The organism is Halomonas jincaotanensis (genome assembly GCF_018448785.1).
Lineage (GTDB): Bacteria > Pseudomonadota > Gammaproteobacteria > Pseudomonadales > Halomonadaceae > Halomonas > Halomonas jincaotanensis.
In genome coordinates this window covers 73719-89990 of record NZ_JAHCLU010000015.1, presented here as the reverse complement: position 1 = coordinate 89990, position 16272 = coordinate 73719, and the positions used below count along the sequence as shown (strand labels likewise).

Below are 16272 nucleotides of genomic sequence, written 5' to 3'. Positions count from 1 at the left end.
ATGCCAACAGTGAAAAAGGCCGCCGCCTCTGGATCTCTGCGCGTTATGAATTCTGACAGACAAGCGCGACCCCGGTTTTGGCCCAGCGCCGGCACCGGGCTCGACATGCCACTTGCATCAGGGCTGAGCAATTTACGACAATGGTCGAATACTCGTCGCCGCTTGGAAAAACGCATGCTTGCCCAACTCTTCGCCGTGATGGCGCCTGTGCTGACCGGGGCCGGCCTGGGCTTTGCCTGGATACGCCTCGGCTATTCCTATCCGATCGAGTTTGTCACCCGCCTGGTCTTCAACATTGGCACTCCGGCGCTGGTGCTGGCGTCACTCTCCGGCGCCGACATCGATGCCGGCAGCTTCGGCCTCACCATGCTGGCCACGGCGCTGGTGCTAGTAGCCATGGCAGGGCTGGCCTTCTTTCTGGCCTGGCTGCTGAAACGCGACTGGCGGGTGCTGCTGGCACCGACCATGTATCCCAACACCGGCAACATGGGGTTGCCGGTGGTGCTCTACGCCTTCGGCCAGTCGGGCTTCGTGTTCGGCATCACGGTGATGGTCACCGTCGCGCTTTTCCAGTTCACCTTGGGCACCATGCTAATCAGCCGCGGCAATCCGCTGAAGACCCTGGTGAAGACGCCCACCGTCTACGCCATTCTGATCTCGCTGGCGCTGTTGGTGACCAACACCGACCTACCACTCTGGCTGCACAACAGCGTGGACCTTATTTCCGGCTTCACGGTGCCACTGATGCTGATTACCCTGGGGGTGTCGCTGGCCAGCATCCAGGTCAGGAACCTCAAGTCCGGCATCCGCTTCAGCCTGCTGCGCATTCCGTTGGCGGTCGGGGTCGCCTGGGGCATCGGCCATCTGCTCGGGCTGCCACCCATGGCCCAGAGCATCCTGATCCTGCAGATGAGCATGCCGGTGGCGGTGTTCAACTACCTGTTCGCCCAGCGGGCCAAGCGCGAGCCCGAGTACACGGCGAGCCTGGTGTTCTGCTCTACCCTGCTATCGCTGGTCTACCTGCCGATCCTGCTGGCACTCCTGATGTAATTCCGAGATCGATGGCGGTCCTCACGGGGAACACCCTTCTCCCGGCGAAGTCCCTATGCAGGTATAGTTATCGAGGGGAAAGCCGCATGCACACGCCACGTCACGCACTCTTGACCGCCTTGCTGCTAGGCGGCGCCCTGAGCGCCAGCCCGGGCCAGGCCGCCGAGATCGTCGAGAAGCGCATCACCACTAAACATCACGATCTGCGCCTGGAGCGGATCGCTACCGGGTTGGAAAACCCTTGGGCCATGGCCGAGCTGCCCGATGGCCGCTACCTGGTGACCGAGCGCTCCGGGAGCATCGCGCTGATCGACACCGACGGCGAAGTGGTTCGCCTCGATGGCGTGCCCGAGGTGTCGAATCATGGCCAGGGCGGCCTGCTCGATATCGTCCTGCACCCTGACTATGGCAATGGCGGGAGCAGCAGCGACAGTACTGGTGCTACGGGAGAGCATGACTGGATCTATTTCACCTGGAGCCAGGCGGGCGATGGCGGCACCGCCTCCACCCTCAGCCGCGCACGACTCGAGGGCGAGCGCCTGGTCGATGTCAAGGAGGTATTCGTGCAGGACCGCTTCTCGCAACCCGGCCGCCACTATGGCTCGCGGCTCGCCTGGCTCGATGACGGCACCCTGCTGATGAGCATCGGCGATCGCGGCGTCACCCCCGAGCGCGCCCAGGACGGCGGCGACCACGCCGGTAGCTTCCTGCGCCTGACCGCCACTGGCGACGTGCCGGACGACAACCCCTTCGTCGACGATGACGATACGCTCGATGCGCTCTACAGTCTCGGCAATCGCAACCCACAGGGACTGACCGTTACCTACGACGGCGAGATCTGGTCGACGGAGCACGGCCCGCGCACCGGCGATGAGCTCAACCGCATCGAGCCCGGTGTGAACTACGGCTGGCCGGAGGTAAGTCGTGGTAACGACTACGCCACCAATCAGCCTATCGGCGTCGACAGCGCGCCCGGCATGCGCGACCCAGTGCATGTCTTCGAAGGCCGCTTCGCCCCCTCGGGCCTGGCCGAGGTCACGGGCGACGCCTTCCCGGCATGGCAAGGCGACCTGCTGGCCGGCGGCCTGTCGAGCGAAAAGCTGGTACGTCTGTCGCTCGATGGCTCGGAAGTCAGCGAACGCGAGCTCATCCTCGAAGGAGAGATCGGTCGCATCCGCGACGTGCGCCTGGGCCACGATGGCGCCATCTACCTGCTCAACGACGAAGCCGATGGCAGCCTCTTTCGGCTGACGCCTGCCGACTAGCCTTCCCCTCCCCTTGCGTTGACTCACAATGACCGGGCGTTTTCACGTCCGGTCGTGTCGTCATGCGAGACTGTCAGCCCGAATGCTGCACCGCATCTAATTTGAATGATCGTTCAAAAACCAATAGGGTAGGCAATCTTCAGCCGTCAACGGTGCCCAGTGGCATCATGTCACGGTCATCCTATGTCTCGATACTCGATCCTTCGGGCGCGTTTGCGTCATGCGGGGAGCTGACAAAAAAGGCTTAGCCAATGAACGAGAACCGCAACGTCAAGATTCGGGTTCGCAACCTGACCAAAGTCTTCGGTAACCAACCGAAGAAAGCATTAGAGATGCGCGAGCAAGGAATGCGGCGTGCCGACATTTTCGAGAAAACTGGCCAGACACTCGGCCTGTCGAATATCAATTTCGACGTTCACGAAGGGGAACTGCTGGTCATCATGGGACTATCGGGGTCCGGTAAATCGACCTTGATTCGCTGCCTCAATCGTCTGATCGAACCCACCGAGGGTGAAATCGTCATCGACGGTGAGAACATCCCCGAGCTTGGTGACAAGGCGCTGCTGGAATGCCGCCGTCGCCACTTCTCGATGGTCTTCCAGAACTTCGCGCTTTTTCCCCACCGCACGGTGCAACAGAATGCCGAGTTCGGGCTGGAGATTCGCGGCGTCGACAAGACCGAGCGCGCCGAGATCGCGCGCAACGCACTCAAACAGGTGGGACTGGAGGGCTGGGAAGACTCCCTGCCCAACCAGCTTTCCGGTGGCATGCAGCAGCGCGTGGGCCTGGCCCGAGCACTAGCCAACGACGCCACCGTGCTGTTGATGGATGAGGCTTTCTCGGCACTCGACCCGCTGATCCGCGGCGACATGCAGCAGGAGTTGCTCGAGCTCCAGAGCCGCATGCAGAAGACCACCGTGTTCATCACCCATGATCTGGACGAAGCCCTGACTATCGGTGATCGCATCGTGCTACTCAAGGATGGGGAAGTGGTGCAGATCGGCTCCCCTGAGGAGATCCTCACCCAGCCCGCCGACGACTATGTACGCCGCTTCATCGAGGGCGTCGACAAGTCACGCATCCTGACTGCCGAGAGCGCCATGCGCCCGGTTCGCGCCACCGCCCGCGAGGATGACGGTCCGCGCACGGCGCTGCGCAAGATGAAGGACAATGCCATCGACTCGATCTACGTCACCAGTCGCGACCGCAAGCTGCTGGGACTGGTCGAGGCCGATGCCGCCGACCAGGCCAGCAAGGACGGCAAGGACAATATTCGCGACTGCATGATCCAGGATTTCCGATCCGTGGGCCCAGAAGAGCCGATGCATAATCTCTTCGCGATGTTCAGCGAAAAGAGCTTTCCCATCGCCGTGGTGGATGAAGACCGCCGGCTGCTCGGCGTCGTGGTCAAGGGCGCCGTTCTCGACCAACTGGCACAGGCAGGAGACAAATAATGGCAATCGAAATTCCGCGCATTCCGTTGGGCGATTGGATCGAGGGCGGCTTGACCTGGCTGACCAGTGAATACTCCATCGTCACCCGAGCAATTTCCCGCGTTACCCAGACCGGCATCAATGGCCTGAACGACGCCATGATGTGGATTCCGCCCTGGGCGCTGTTGGCGATCATTGCCTTGTTGTGCTGGAAGGCAGCAGGCCTGCGCCTGGGCATTGGGGCGGCGATTGGCCTGGCGCTGATCTGGAACCTGGGCCTCTGGGACCCGATGATCGAGACCCTCACCCTGGTGGTGATCGCGACACTGGTGGCTGTGGTCATCGCACTGCCCGTAGGTATCATCGCGGCTCTCTCCGAGCGGCTCTACAAGACGATCATGCCGATACTCGATTTCATGCAGACCATGCCGGCATTCGTCTACCTGATCCCGGCGATCCCCTTCTTCGGGATCGGCTCGGTCTCGGCGATCTTCGCCACCGTGATTTTTTCCATGCCGCCGGCGATCCGCTTCACGACGCTGGGCATCCGCCAAGTGCCCGTTGAGCTGATCGAGGCCGCCGACGCCTATGGCGCCACGAGCCGCCAGAAGCTGTTCAAGGTGCAGCTGCCGCTGTCGCTCCCCACCGTGATGGCCGGCATCAACCAGACGATCATGCTTGCCCTGTCGATGGTGGTAATCGCCGCGATGATTGGTGCCGATGGCCTGGGCAGCGAAGTCTGGCGCGCCATCCAGCGCCTGCGCCCGGGCGATGGCTTCGAGGCCGGCATCGCTGTGGTCATCCTCGCCATGCTGCTCGACCGCCTGACCCAGTCGCTGCGCAAGACACGCAAGTCCTAGTCGTCAGGGCCGGGCCCTAACGCCCGGAGCATTGAGGCCGGAGGTTGATTTCTTCAGTGACCGTCGCCATATTGATACGGTCACTCCAAAGAAGAGGTAGATTGATGCTCAAGCAACCGCTTAGCCGTCATATCCGTTTTGCCAGCCTGGCACTGATCGCGGGTGCAGGTCTTACCGCCGGCGCCGCCCAGGCCCAGGACAAGGGCAACGTACATCTCGCTTATGTGGAGTGGTCCTCCGAGGTCGCCTCCACCAACGTGGTGCGTGCCGTGCTGGAACAGGCCGGTTATGAGGTCGATATGACCTCGCTGTCCGCTGCCGCCATGTGGCAGTCGCTGGCGACCGGCGATGCCGATGCCATCGTGGCCGCTTGGCTGCCCACCACCCATGCCGATTACATGGAACGCGTCGGTGACGACGTGGAAGATCTGGGCGTCAACCTGGACGGCACCAAGCTTGGCCTGGTCGTACCGGAATACACTGACGTTGACTCCATTGCCGAACTCAACGATAACGCCGATACGTTCAACGGCGAGATCATCGGTATCGATCCCGGCGCTGGCCTGATGGGCCTGACCGAGGAAGTTATCGAGACCTACGACCTCGACCTGGATCTGCGCAGCGGTAGTGGCGCCACCATGACCGCGGCGCTGGCGAACGCCATTCAGAACGAGGAAGACGTCGTGGTCACCGGCTGGACGCCGCACTGGAAGTTCGCTCGCTGGGACCTCAAGTATCTCGAGGATCCCGAGAATGTCTACGGTGGCGCCGAGCAGATCCACACCATCGCTCGCCAAGGGCTCGAAGAGGACATGCCGGAGGCTTACGCCATCCTGGAGGCCTTCGAGTGGACGCCCGAGCAAATGGGCGAAGTCATGCTGATGAATCAGGAAGACGACGCCGACCCCTACGAGAACGCCAAGCAGTGGGTCGAAGACAACCAGGACGTTGTCGAGGAATGGCTCTCCGCCGCTGAATAAGGCGATATAGCGGAAAGCACCTCACGAAGCGGGGAGGCATCCAGGATGCCCCCCGCTTTTTTGTTGCGTTGGTGCTTTTTTTACCGCATTTCGTAGCGTCATCACCGCCACCGACTTTTCTCAGCCTGGCGTCACGCCCCGCAGCCGCTCGCCACGGCGTCGCAGCAGCTCCAGCGTGGTCAACAAGAGCATGGAGAGCAGCACCAGCAGTGTCGCCACGGCGAGAATCGTCGGGCTGATCTGCTCGCGAATGCCCGACCACATCTGGATCGGCATGGTGCGCTGCTCCGGGCCGGCGATGAACAGCACCACCACGACCTCGTCGAATGAGGTGATGAAGGCAAACAGCGCCCCCGACACCACCCCCGGGGTCACCAAGGGCAGCACCACCTTGAAGAAGGTCCGTGTCGGGTTGGCCCCCAAGCTGTGCGCGGCGCGGATCAACGTGGTGTCGAAGCTCGACAGCGTAGCCGTCACGGTGATCACCACGAAGGGTATACCCAGCGCCGTATGGGCCAGGATCACGCCCACATAGGTCTGGGCGAGATTGACCTTGGAAAAGAAGAAGAACATCGCCGCCGCAGAGATGATCAGCGGCACGATCATCGGCGAGATCAGCAAGGCCATGATCGCACCCCGCGCCGGCATGTGCCGACTCGACAATCCTAGCGCCGCCAAGGTCCCCAGCACCGTGGCCAGCAGCGTCGAGGCTATGCCGATGATAAAGCTGTTCTTGATGGCATTGAGCCATTCGCTCGACGTGAAGAAGTCCTGATACCAGCGCAGCGAGTAGCCGGCCGGATCGAAAGTCACCATCGCCTTGCTGAAGGTAAAGTAGGGCTCGGCATTGAACGACAGTGGGATGATCACCAACAGCGGCCCGATCAGGAACAGGAACACCAGGCCGCAAATGACCAGAAAGAGATAATGCCAGATACGCTCGCCACGGGTGGCGTAGGAAGGAATGGCCATCGTTTACCCCAGCTTGACCTTGTCGACGCCGATCAGGCGATTGAAAATCAGATAGCAGATAATCACCACGAACAGCAGTATCGAGGCGATGGCGGCTGCCAGACCCCAGTTGAGCGATGTCTGCATATGGTAGGCGATGTAGTTGGTGATGAAGCGACCCGACTGCCCGCCCACCAGGGCCGGCGTGATGTAGTAGCCGATCGACAGGATGAACACCAGGATGCCGCCGGCGGCGATGCCGGGGATCGTCAGCGGGAAGTAGACTCGGCGGAAGCTGAGAAACGGCTTGCCACCCAACGAGCGCGCCGCCCGCATATAGCTGGGTGGGATAGTCTTCATCACCGAGTAGAGCGGCAGGATCATGAAAGGCAGCAGGATGTGCGTCATGGCGATGATGGTACCCATCTTGTTGTGGATCATCTGCCAACGTGCCTCATCGGCAATCACGCCGAGTGCCACCATCACGTCATTGAGTACGCCCTGTGATTGCAGGATGGCGATCCAGGTGGTGGTGCGCACCAGCAGCGAGGTCCAGAACGGCAGCAATACCAGGATCATCAGCAGGTTGGAGTGACGTGCCGGGAGACTCGCCAGCAGAAAGGCCACCGGATAGCCGAGCAGTAACGTCAGGCCGGTAATAACGGCGCTCATCCATAGCGTTCGCCAGAATAGGGTGGCGTGGATCTGCATATGCTCCGGCACCTTGACGATCTCGCCGTCCGGACTCAACTGGCGGTCGATCGCCGCCAGGTAATACGAAATGGTGTAGGGCGACGCCTCGCGCTGGATCAGTTTCCAGGTATCGAGCTCCCCCCAGGTATCATTGATCTCGATCAGGGACTCGCGATACGGCGGTTCCAGCGTGCTGACACGACGCGCCGTACGGCTGATGGTCGAGCGCATGCCCGATTTTTCATAATTCAGGCGGCTGGACAACAGGCCCAGGTTGCGCTCCTGCTGGCCTTCGCGAAGGTCTTCGGCCAGGGCCGCAAAAGCGGCTTCATCGGGCAACGCCTCACCGTTCCAGCCTTCCAGTGCGGAAACGGTTCGCGATAGGTGGGTGGACACTTCCGGGTTATCGACACTGCGCCAGAGCATTTCGAACAATGGCATCAAGAAGGCGATGAACAGAAAAGTGAGTAGCGGCGCGACCAGCAACAGCGCCTTGATTTTCGAACGTCGTATGGCGCGACGTAGACTGACCTTGAGCGGCACACCATCGGCCGTTCTCAAGGGGGCTGCAGGAGATTCGGACACGCAGGTCTCTCCATCAAGCGAAGGAAGCGATCAGCAATGATCAGCTAACGCAATACCGCCACCCGATCTTCACCGGGCGGCGGCAGAACCTTACCGGGACAGCCAGGCGTTGAAGCGCTGGGTTAGCTCATCGTTGTAGTCGGCCCAGAACAGATCGTCCTTCTGCAGCGCCGTTTCGAAGTTGGGCTCGTAGGTCGGCATGTGCGGCGTCATCTCGATGCCGGTTTCAGCATGGGTGGACACCAGCTCAGAGGAAGAGAGGCGTGCCGGACCGTAGGAGATGTACTGCGCCTGGTCGGCGAGTCGCTGGGTATCGGTGGCGAAATGGAGGTAATCCTTTACCTTGTCGAGCTTACCGGTGGGCACGACCCAGCCGTCCAGCTCGAACACCTGGGCGTCCCAGATGATCTCGAAGGGCTGGTCCTCGGTGACCATGGCATTGAAAATCCGGCCATTGTAGGCGGAGGCGAAGGCGACTTCCTGGTCGGCGAGCAGCTGGGGTGGCTGGGCGCCCTCTTCCCACCAGATGACCTCATCCTTGATGGTATCGAGCTTGTCGAAGGCGCGCTGTACGCCTTCCTCGGTCTCGAGCATGGCGTAGACCTCGTCACGCTCGACCCCATCGGCGATCAGTGCCCATTCCATGTTATTGATCGGCTTGCGCAGCAGGGCCCGCTTGCCGGGGTAGTTTTCCAGGTCGAAAACGTCTTCGATGGTGCTGGGCTGGTCATCCTCGGGAAACATCTCGCTGTTGAAGGCGACGATGTTGGAATAGACGATGGATGCCACGAAACAATCGCCCAACCCGCCTTCGACGAAGTCCTCACTAGGCGGCGTCCCATCTGGGGCATCGGCCAGCAACTCATCGTGATCGAGCGGCTCGATCAGGCCTTCGGCACAGGCGATCATGGCATCGGCCGGCAGCATGTCGACCAGATCCCAGGTGACGTTGCCGGCCTGGGACTGAGCGCGCAGACCGGCCAGCGCGTTGCCGCTACGGTCGATATTGACGATGTCGTCGCCGGTCTTCTCCATCCACGGCTTATCGTAAGCCTCGTGCTGACTCATGCTGTAGGCGCCGCCCCAGGAGACGATGTTGAGCGTCTCGGCCTGGGCACCGACCGCGATGGCGAGTGCCGAGATGCCGGCTATCGCCAGGCCCGTTCCCTTGATCACACGATAGGTCTTAAGGGTTTTCATGGTGTTTCTCCGTTTGTTGTTCTTGCTCAGTTCTCTGCTACATCGCTTGCATGGCATCGGGGTACGATGCCGACCGGGTCTTAGGGGATAATTCGACCCAGCCTGGTGCTCACGCATCCAGGGCGCGACAGTCACGCCAGGACCAACCGACCTCAACGCTCTGGCCGGGCTTGAGTGCCGGGTGGCCTTTGGCGTTGGGTGTCTTGAGGATGAAATTATCGTTGCCGCAGACCTGCAGACGCGTGCGCAGATGATCACCCAGATAGATCACCTCGAGCACCTCACCGCGAAAGCAGTTGTCGAGCTCGTCCTGACGGCTGTAGTCGAAGATGGTGACACGCTCGGGACGCAGCGATAACGTGGTCCTGGTACCCACCTCACCGCAGGCAATGGGTGTCGCCGTCACGGTCTCGCCGCTGTCGAGACGTACCCGGCAATGCTCGTCCTGACGTTCGATCACCTCCCCCAGCAGACGGTTATTCTCGCCGATGAAGCTCGCCACGAAGGCATTTTCCGGGGCCTCGTAGAGCGTATCGGGCGTGGCGAGTTGCTGGACGACGCCGTCGTTGAAGACCGCGATGCGATCCGACATGGTCAGCGCTTCGGTCTGATCGTGGGTGACGTAGATCATGGTCACGCCAAGGCGGGCGTGAATGCGCTTGATCTCGTACTGCATTTCCTCGCGCAGGTTCTTGTCGAGCGCCCCCAGCGGTTCGTCCATCAGCACCAGATCGGGCTCGAATACCAGCGCCCGGGCCAGCGCGACTCGCTGTTGCTGACCACCCGAGAGCTGGGCGGGACGTCGCGCGCCGAATTCCTCCAGGCGCACCATGGCGAGAACTCGGTCCACCTTGCGCCGGATTTCATCCTTCGGGAGATGGCGAACCTGGAGAGGAAAGGCCAGGTTCTCGGCCACGGTCATGTGCGGAAAGAGCGCATAGTTCTGGAATACCATGCCGATGCCACGCTTGTGGGGTGGCAGGTCGTTGATCGGTTCGCCCTTGAGCAGGATCTGACCGTGGGTCGGGGTCTCGAACCCCGCCATCATCATCAGACAGGTCGTCTTACCGGATCCCGACGGGCCAAGCAAGGTGACGAACTCACCGTGCCGTACATCAAGATTGAACCCCTTGACGACCAACTCGATGCCATCGTAGCTCTTTTGTACATCGATGAAGCGGGCAAAGCAGTCGGCGGAATCGACCTGCGCCGACGACTCCTCGTCTCTGTCGAGAATCTGCTGCATGAAAGCTCCCTGATCAGGCTACCTGTGGTTCAGAGCCGTAACTTGTCTACCGTCTCGATGACCACTCCGCAAGACGCGCACCATCAAATGATGTTTTGCCAGGAGCCCAGGTTATTGTTTTGACTAATGTAGGCTCACAGTAGAGGGTACCAGGGCTGTATCGCAATGCTGCTGGAGGACAAACAGCGTTGAACGTGAATCGTACCTCCGGTCAGGAAATTGGGTATGCAAGGGGGGTGATGCCGTGATGTCGCCTCAGCGCATTCGGCAGAGCCGTCCCCATCGCGTAGCATGTCGTAGTGGAGTAACGTGAATCGCGCATTACACCCCTCCCTTGTCGGGAGCAAGGAGACTGAACATGTATCGCAAGATCATGGTACCGGTAGACTTGGCACACCTAGACGTCATCGAGCCGGCACTGGAAAAGGTGGCGGACCTGGCTCGACACTACGATGCCGAAGTCTGTTATGTGGGCGCTACCTCAAACGCTCCGAGCAGCGTGGCCAGGACACCACAGGAATATGCCCAGAAACTCGAGGCCTTCGCCAAGGAACGGGCCCAAGTACATGGTCAGCCGGTCAGCACCAAGACCATCAGCAGCCCCGACGTGGTCGCCGATCTCGATGATCTCTTGATCAAGGCGATCGATGACGTAGGCGCCGACCTGGTCGTCATGCCGACCCATCCACCCAAGCACCTGGACGTCATCATGCCGTCTCATGGTGGCAAGGTAGCCACCCACACAAAAGCGTCGATCTTTCTGATAAGGCCGTGACATCAGAGCGACGCTGGGCAATTTTCTAACAACGCCACCAGCAGGGAGATAATTCGTGGAAAATCATTCCAACGACGATAAACCCCGGGGATCCAACGGCGACTCCGAAGGCATTCCGGCCCCCTCAGGGGCCGCAAACTTGATTGATACCGATTACGTGATCGGTCAAGACAACATTACCGCTTCACCAATGGGAATCAACGTGGACCTGCACGGCAAGGTCTTCTTGTTTTCCTCGATAGTGATCATGCTGTTCGTGATCCTGACGCTGGCCTTGCAGGATCAGATGGAGCCGATCTTCAACAGCATGTTCAGCTTCCTGACCACCAATCTTGGCTGGTTCTTCATTCTCGGAGCCAACGTCTTCGTGATCCTGGCGCTGGTGCTGATCTTTACCCCGCTTGGCAAGGTGCGCATCGGCGGCGCCGATGCCACGCCGGACTTCGGCTACGCGGGCTGGTTTTCGATGCTGTTCGCCGCCGGCATGGGCATCGGGCTGATGTTCTACGGCGTCTCGGAGCCGCTGGGCCACTACGGCACGGCCATGGGCGGCATCAGCATGGGCGAGGATGGCGTGCGCACCGACTGGGCCCCCCTGGGCGGTGCCGAGGGTGACCAGGCCGGCGCCATCGACCTGAGCATGGCCGCCACCATCTTCCACTGGGGCTTTCACCCCTGGGGGGCCTACGCCATCGTCGGCCTGTCGCTGGCGATCTTCGCCTTCAACAAGGGCCTGCCGCTGACCATGCGTTCGATCTTCTACCCGATCCTGGATGAGCGCATCTGGGGCTGGCCGGGGCATGTGATCGACATCCTGGCGGTATTCGCTACCCTCTTCGGCCTGACCACCTCGCTGGGCATCGGCGCCACCCAGGCGGCCGGGGGCCTGGAGTATCTGTTCGGCATCCCCGCCGGCGACACCACCCTGGTGCTGCTGATCCTGGGGATTACCCTCGTGGCTCTGGGCTCGATCATGCTCGGCGTCGACAAGGGCGTGCAGCGTCTCTCCCAGTTGAACATGGTGCTTGCCGCCCTGCTGCTGCTGTTCGTGATTGCCGTGGGCCCCACGCTGATGATCGCGACCGGCGTGATCGACAATCTGATCGGCTACGTGACCCACCTGCCGGCGTTCTCGATGCCGTTCGGGCGTGAAGATGCCAACTTCAGCCAGGGCTGGACGGCCTTCTACTGGGCCTGGTGGATTGCCTGGTCGCCCTTCGTCGGCATGTTCATCGCCCGCGTCAGCCGCGGCCGCACCGTGCGTGAGTTCCTGATCTCGGTGCTGCTGGTGCCGACCCTGGCCTCGGTGGTGTGGATGACCGCCTTCGGTACCACGGCCATCGACCAGGTGGTCAATGCCGGCATCACCCAGGTGCAGGATGCCGACCTGGAGCTGCAGCTGTTCACCATGCTCGAGCAGTTGCCGCTGAGCGCCATCACCTCCTTCGTCGGCATCACGCTGGTGATCGTGTTCTTCATCACCTCCTCGGACTCCGGTTCGCTGGTGATCGACTCCATCACCGCCGGCGGCAAGGTGGACGCTCCCAAGCCCCAGCGTATCTTCTGGGCGCTGATCGAGGGGGCATTGGCCATCGCGCTGCTTCTCGGCGGCGGCCTCGCCGCGCTGCAGACGGCGGCGCTGACCACGGGGTTGCCCTTCACCCTGGTGCTGCTGGTGGGTTGCTACGGCATCGTCAAGGGCTTGATGAGTGAACCCAGGTCGGTGTAACACCCGGACCGGAGATTCGGTGTGACATTCGAGGGGGCGGCCATCGGGTCGCCCCCTCGTCGTTGGTTGTCCTGAGCCCCTGGTCCAACGTCAGCTCCAGAGCTGGCCGACAGGGGTATCCAGCGTATAACGAGCGGCGATCTGTGCCTGGAGGAGTTCGGCAGTGGCCAGGGCATCGATCAACGCATGGTGCCCCTGATAAGCCGGTAGGCCGTAGCGCGCGCGACTGCTCTGTAATCGGATCGACACCGGGGGACGGCCCATCCAACGACGAAAGCGCGCCCACAGCGGCTGGCGATGAATACGTGCTTCGAGAGACATGGTATCGATGACCGGGAAGCGAATCCCCTCGCCGAGTCGGGCCTTTACGGCGACATCGAGAAACGGCCGTTCGATATGGCGGAAATGGACGACCGCCAGCCGCCCCGCCAGCGCCTCGAGCAGGTCGGGAAGTATCACCTCCAGATCCGGCGCATCGGCCACCTGTGAATGAGTGATGTGGTGAAAGGCCACCGATTCCCGATTCAGCGGCTGCCGGGGTTTGACGATCCAGTAATGACGCTGTATCAGCCGCACACGCGACAAGGTAAAGGGTACCAGGCCGATGCTGACGATACCGTGGCGGCTTGCATCGAGGCCGGTCGTCTCCATGTCCATGGCCACCATCGGCACCTCGGCAATGGGCGTCTCCGGGCTCAGGGTGCAAGCGTCGAAGTAGCGTTTCAGGCAGGGATGCGTCGCCGCGTCGCGTCGTGCCGCCAGGTAACTGGGCCAGTCGGGCGACTGCCGCTTTTTTCGACCGTTGGGACTCACTTCGATAGCGGCCTTGTAGGCATGCCATAACGGAACTTGAGAAACTTCTGGGCATTGCTTAACGCCTGGAAGGCATCCTTCAGCGTATGACGTTCGTTGTCGGCGACATTTTCCGGCTCGATGGTGTTATCCGGTGTGCGCTCATGGTGCAGATCGATGACCTGATGGCGAATCCGTGACATGGCGAGAAATTCCAGCGCGTAACGCAGCTTGTCGCTCACCCCCGGCGCCAGTAGCTGGGTACGACCAATATCATCGAGTCGCTCGAAGCTGTTCTGGGCACGGGAGCCGCAGGCCAGGGCATGGATGCGGATCAAGTCGACCATGGGCGCGGTGCCGCGGCGCTTGAGGTTGATGGTGTTATTCTGCTTTCCGTCCTTTTCCATCACGAAAGTGCGAAAGAAGCCCAGCGGCGGCGTACGATTCAGGGCATTGCGCGACATCGCGGCTAGGAATTGCGGGCTGTTCTTGGCCTTGTCGGCAACGAGTTCCTGTAGTTGTTCAACAAACACATTCTCGCCGTACACGCTATCCAGGTCGAAGAAGATCGAACTGTGCAATAGCCGCTCGGGCGTGGGATTGTCGATCCAGTCACGAAAATAACCTTTCCATACCGCCAAGGGCTGGCGCCATTTGGGGTTGGTGGCCATGATACCCCCGGTGCAATAAGAATAGCCGCAGGCATTCAGGCCATCGCTGACTCGCTGGGCCATCGCCAGGAAATAGGCGTCGTGTCGCTCGGGGTCGAAGTCATCATCGAGCACCAAGGCGTTGTCCTGGTCCGTCACGAAGGTCTGCTCATTGCGCGCCATGGAGCCATTGGTCATGAAGCAATAAGGCACCGGCGGCGGCCCCAACTCCTCCTCGGCCAGTTCCAGCAGACGCCGAGTGAAGCTACGTCCGATGGTTGACAACGCACTGCCGACCATTCGTGAGTCGGCATCGTCCTCGACCATGCGCATAAATGCCGCGCGCACATCGGGGGCCAGCTTCGCCAGGCCCGCCGCCGATGACTGGTTGAAGATATTGCTGACCAGATAGAGGCTGCTGTGGGTTTCATGACGAATGATGTCGGAGAGATGCACGATGCCCACCGGGCTGCGTCGATGCATCACTGGCAAATGGTGAATATTGTTGCGCAGCATGCACAGCATCGCCTCGTGGACCGACTCGTCGGACTGGATGGCGATGAGTCGATCAACGATCACCTCACCCACCGGCGTATCGGGTGAGCGCCCCTCCGCCACTACCCGCTTGCGAAAGTCACTGTCGGTGAGAATGCCCCGGACCTGCCACGCGCGTTCCTCACAATCACGGACGATATAGCGGGGATTGTCACCGGGCGCATCGAGCACCAACACCGCCGACGCCTGGGCCTCCCCGATCTGCTGCGCCGCATGCTGTACTGTGCTGCTCGCCTCGACCATCAGCGGGTAGCGGGTGAGCAACTTGCGCACCCGGGTGATCATCAGATTGTTGTTCTTCTTCTGTTGCTCGGAGGCGGTTTCCAGTCGTGGGCGTTCCAGCTCGACGAAATCAGCGAAATGCTCGTCGGCCTCGCACAACTCGTGAAACGCCGCTTCGGGGATGAAATAGATCAGCGTGTCTTCCAGGGCGCGAGCCGGAAAACGAACCCGTTGGTCGCGCAACAGACTGAAGTGGCCGAACATATCTCCCTCACCCAGGCGATTGTAGAGTTCACCATTGCGGCGATGGACCTCGACCGCACCGCTGCGGATATAACAGAACTCGTGTAGCTCCTGTCCATAGGTCAGGATATCCGTGCCCGCCTTGAAGTAGGCGACTTCTACTTGGCCTGCCAGCCCATCGAGAAGCTCGTCGGAAATCAGGTCGAACGGGGCGAAGCGCCCCATATGCTGGCGGATCTCGAGCAGCTCAACCTCCATAACAGCACTCATACACAGTGTTCATGCACTCGGCTCCGGAAAGGCATTTGTGGTCAGTTTGGAAGGTCACGTAGGCGCTGTAAAGCCGCTACAACGACGAAGGCCACCCCATGGGGTGGCCTTCGTATTGCCGATGGGAGTCGGCGAGAATGGCGTGTCGTCTTAAGAAGACTGGGCCATTTCCTGGACACGCTGCATCAGCTCAGGATCCTGCTGGATAGCCTGGCCGATAGCATTGAAGGTATCCACATCAAGGCCACTGTCCTCGACAATTTCCACCATCTTCTCGTTGGCTTCCATGCGCACTTCTTGTTGCGTGTCCTCGTCTTCGGCTTCTTGCAGACGCTGCGTATATTCTTGGGAAACCGCAGCAATTTCCTGGGATGCGTCAGCGAATTGCTCAAGCTGACCGTCATCGAAGTCCTGAGCGGGGGCGCTGGCCTGCGGCTGCTCGGTGTTAGCCGTTCCTTCCTGGGCATGAGCCGTGGCGGTCATAAGACCGGCGGCGAGAAGTGCGGCTGAGAACAGGGCAGTAATCCGTTGCATGAATACCTCCAGGGTTTTCTATGTGAATGTGCCCCCCTGTGACGGCAGCGGGCGGCACGCGTTCAGAAGTTTGTTGTTACGGTTTGTAAAAAAGCTCCCCAGTTTGGGGAGCCTACACAAGACGAAGAACATCAAGGCCAAAGGCAATAGGAGCAGCACCGACCAATAGAGCCAGTGCGGCAGGACGAAATTGATCTCAAGATTCATGGAAACTCCTCCGCAGAGCCATCACCTGAGGG

At 60.8% G+C, this 16272-nt stretch carries 14 protein-coding genes; 7 read left to right on the top strand and 7 right to left on the bottom strand.

What is annotated here, in order from left to right:
• Nucleotides 1-174 precede the first annotated feature (174 nt).
• From KG088_RS14170 to KG088_RS14150, 5 genes are all read left to right on the top strand, one after another.
• Nucleotides 175-1050 (top strand): AEC family transporter, encoded by an 876-nt coding sequence (locus KG088_RS14170; protein WP_213826389.1) that lies wholly within the window; start codon nucleotides 175-177, stop codon nucleotides 1048-1050.
• Nucleotides 1051-1136: 86 nt separating this feature from the next.
• Nucleotides 1137-2315, top strand: a complete 1179-nt coding sequence (locus tag KG088_RS14165) for a PQQ-dependent sugar dehydrogenase (RefSeq protein WP_213826387.1) — start codon at nucleotides 1137-1139, stop codon at nucleotides 2313-2315.
• Between the two features lie 251 nt (nucleotides 2316-2566).
• Nucleotides 2567-3769, top strand: coding sequence for a quaternary amine ABC transporter ATP-binding protein (locus tag KG088_RS14160; RefSeq protein ID WP_213826385.1), 1203 nt, complete (start codon nucleotides 2567-2569; stop codon nucleotides 3767-3769).
• Between the two features lie 5 nt (nucleotides 3770-3774).
• Nucleotides 3775-4608: an ABC transporter permease gene (locus KG088_RS14155; protein WP_319941442.1), complete on the top strand. Its 834-nt coding sequence runs from the start codon at nucleotides 3775-3777 to the stop codon at nucleotides 4606-4608.
• 104 nt (nucleotides 4609-4712) lie between these two features.
• Nucleotides 4713-5588, top strand: coding sequence for a glycine betaine ABC transporter substrate-binding protein (locus KG088_RS14150; protein ID WP_213826382.1), 876 nt, complete (start codon nucleotides 4713-4715; stop codon nucleotides 5586-5588).
• A 120-nt stretch (nucleotides 5589-5708) separates the two neighbouring features.
• Here KG088_RS14150 and KG088_RS14145 read toward each other — a convergent pair whose 3' ends face one another.
• The 4 genes from KG088_RS14145 to KG088_RS14130 all read right to left on the bottom strand — a co-directional run bounded on the left by KG088_RS14145 (nucleotide 5709) and on the right by KG088_RS14130 (nucleotide 10263).
• A complete protein-coding gene (locus KG088_RS14145) occupies nucleotides 5709-6560 on the bottom strand; it encodes an ABC transporter permease (RefSeq protein WP_213826380.1) in 852 nt (283 codons plus the stop codon).
• Nucleotides 6561-6563: 3 nt separating this feature from the next.
• Entirely contained in the window at nucleotides 6564-7817 is a 1254-nt protein-coding gene (locus tag KG088_RS14140) for an ABC transporter permease (protein ID WP_319941441.1), read from the bottom strand.
• Nucleotides 7818-7907: 90 nt separating this feature from the next.
• The gene (locus KG088_RS14135) at nucleotides 7908-9017 is read right to left on the bottom strand and encodes an extracellular solute-binding protein (RefSeq protein WP_213826378.1); all 1110 of its coding nucleotides are present in this window, start codon (nucleotides 9015-9017) and stop codon (nucleotides 7908-7910) included.
• A gap of 109 nt (nucleotides 9018-9126) precedes the next feature.
• Nucleotides 9127-10263, bottom strand: coding sequence for an ABC transporter ATP-binding protein (locus KG088_RS14130; protein WP_213826377.1), 1137 nt, complete (start codon nucleotides 10261-10263; stop codon nucleotides 9127-9129).
• A gap of 358 nt (nucleotides 10264-10621) precedes the next feature.
• Between KG088_RS14130 and KG088_RS14125 the strand changes: the two genes are divergently transcribed.
• A complete protein-coding gene (locus KG088_RS14125; RefSeq protein ID WP_213826375.1) occupies nucleotides 10622-11038 on the top strand; it encodes a universal stress protein in 417 nt (138 codons plus the stop codon).
• Between the two features lie 55 nt (nucleotides 11039-11093).
• The gene (locus KG088_RS14120; RefSeq protein WP_319941440.1) at nucleotides 11094-12767 is read left to right on the top strand and encodes a BCCT family transporter; all 1674 of its coding nucleotides are present in this window, start codon (nucleotides 11094-11096) and stop codon (nucleotides 12765-12767) included.
• Between the two features lie 90 nt (nucleotides 12768-12857).
• On the opposite strand, the gene KG088_RS14115 is transcribed toward KG088_RS14120, so the two are convergent.
• The 3 genes from KG088_RS14115 to KG088_RS14105 all read right to left on the bottom strand — a co-directional run bounded on the left by KG088_RS14115 (nucleotide 12858) and on the right by KG088_RS14105 (nucleotide 16033).
• Nucleotides 12858-13580, bottom strand: coding sequence for a 3'-5' exonuclease (locus KG088_RS14115; RefSeq protein ID WP_213826373.1), 723 nt, complete (start codon nucleotides 13578-13580; stop codon nucleotides 12858-12860).
• The gene (locus tag KG088_RS14110) at nucleotides 13577-15487 is read right to left on the bottom strand and encodes a DUF294 nucleotidyltransferase-like domain-containing protein (RefSeq protein WP_213826433.1); all 1911 of its coding nucleotides are present in this window, start codon (nucleotides 15485-15487) and stop codon (nucleotides 13577-13579) included. The genes KG088_RS14115 and KG088_RS14110 overlap by 4 nt, the downstream gene beginning before the upstream one ends.
• Nucleotides 15488-15649: 162 nt before the next feature.
• Nucleotides 15650-16033, bottom strand: a complete 384-nt coding sequence (locus tag KG088_RS14105) for a DUF4168 domain-containing protein (RefSeq protein WP_213826371.1) — start codon at nucleotides 16031-16033, stop codon at nucleotides 15650-15652.
• Nucleotides 16034-16272 lie beyond the last annotated feature (239 nt).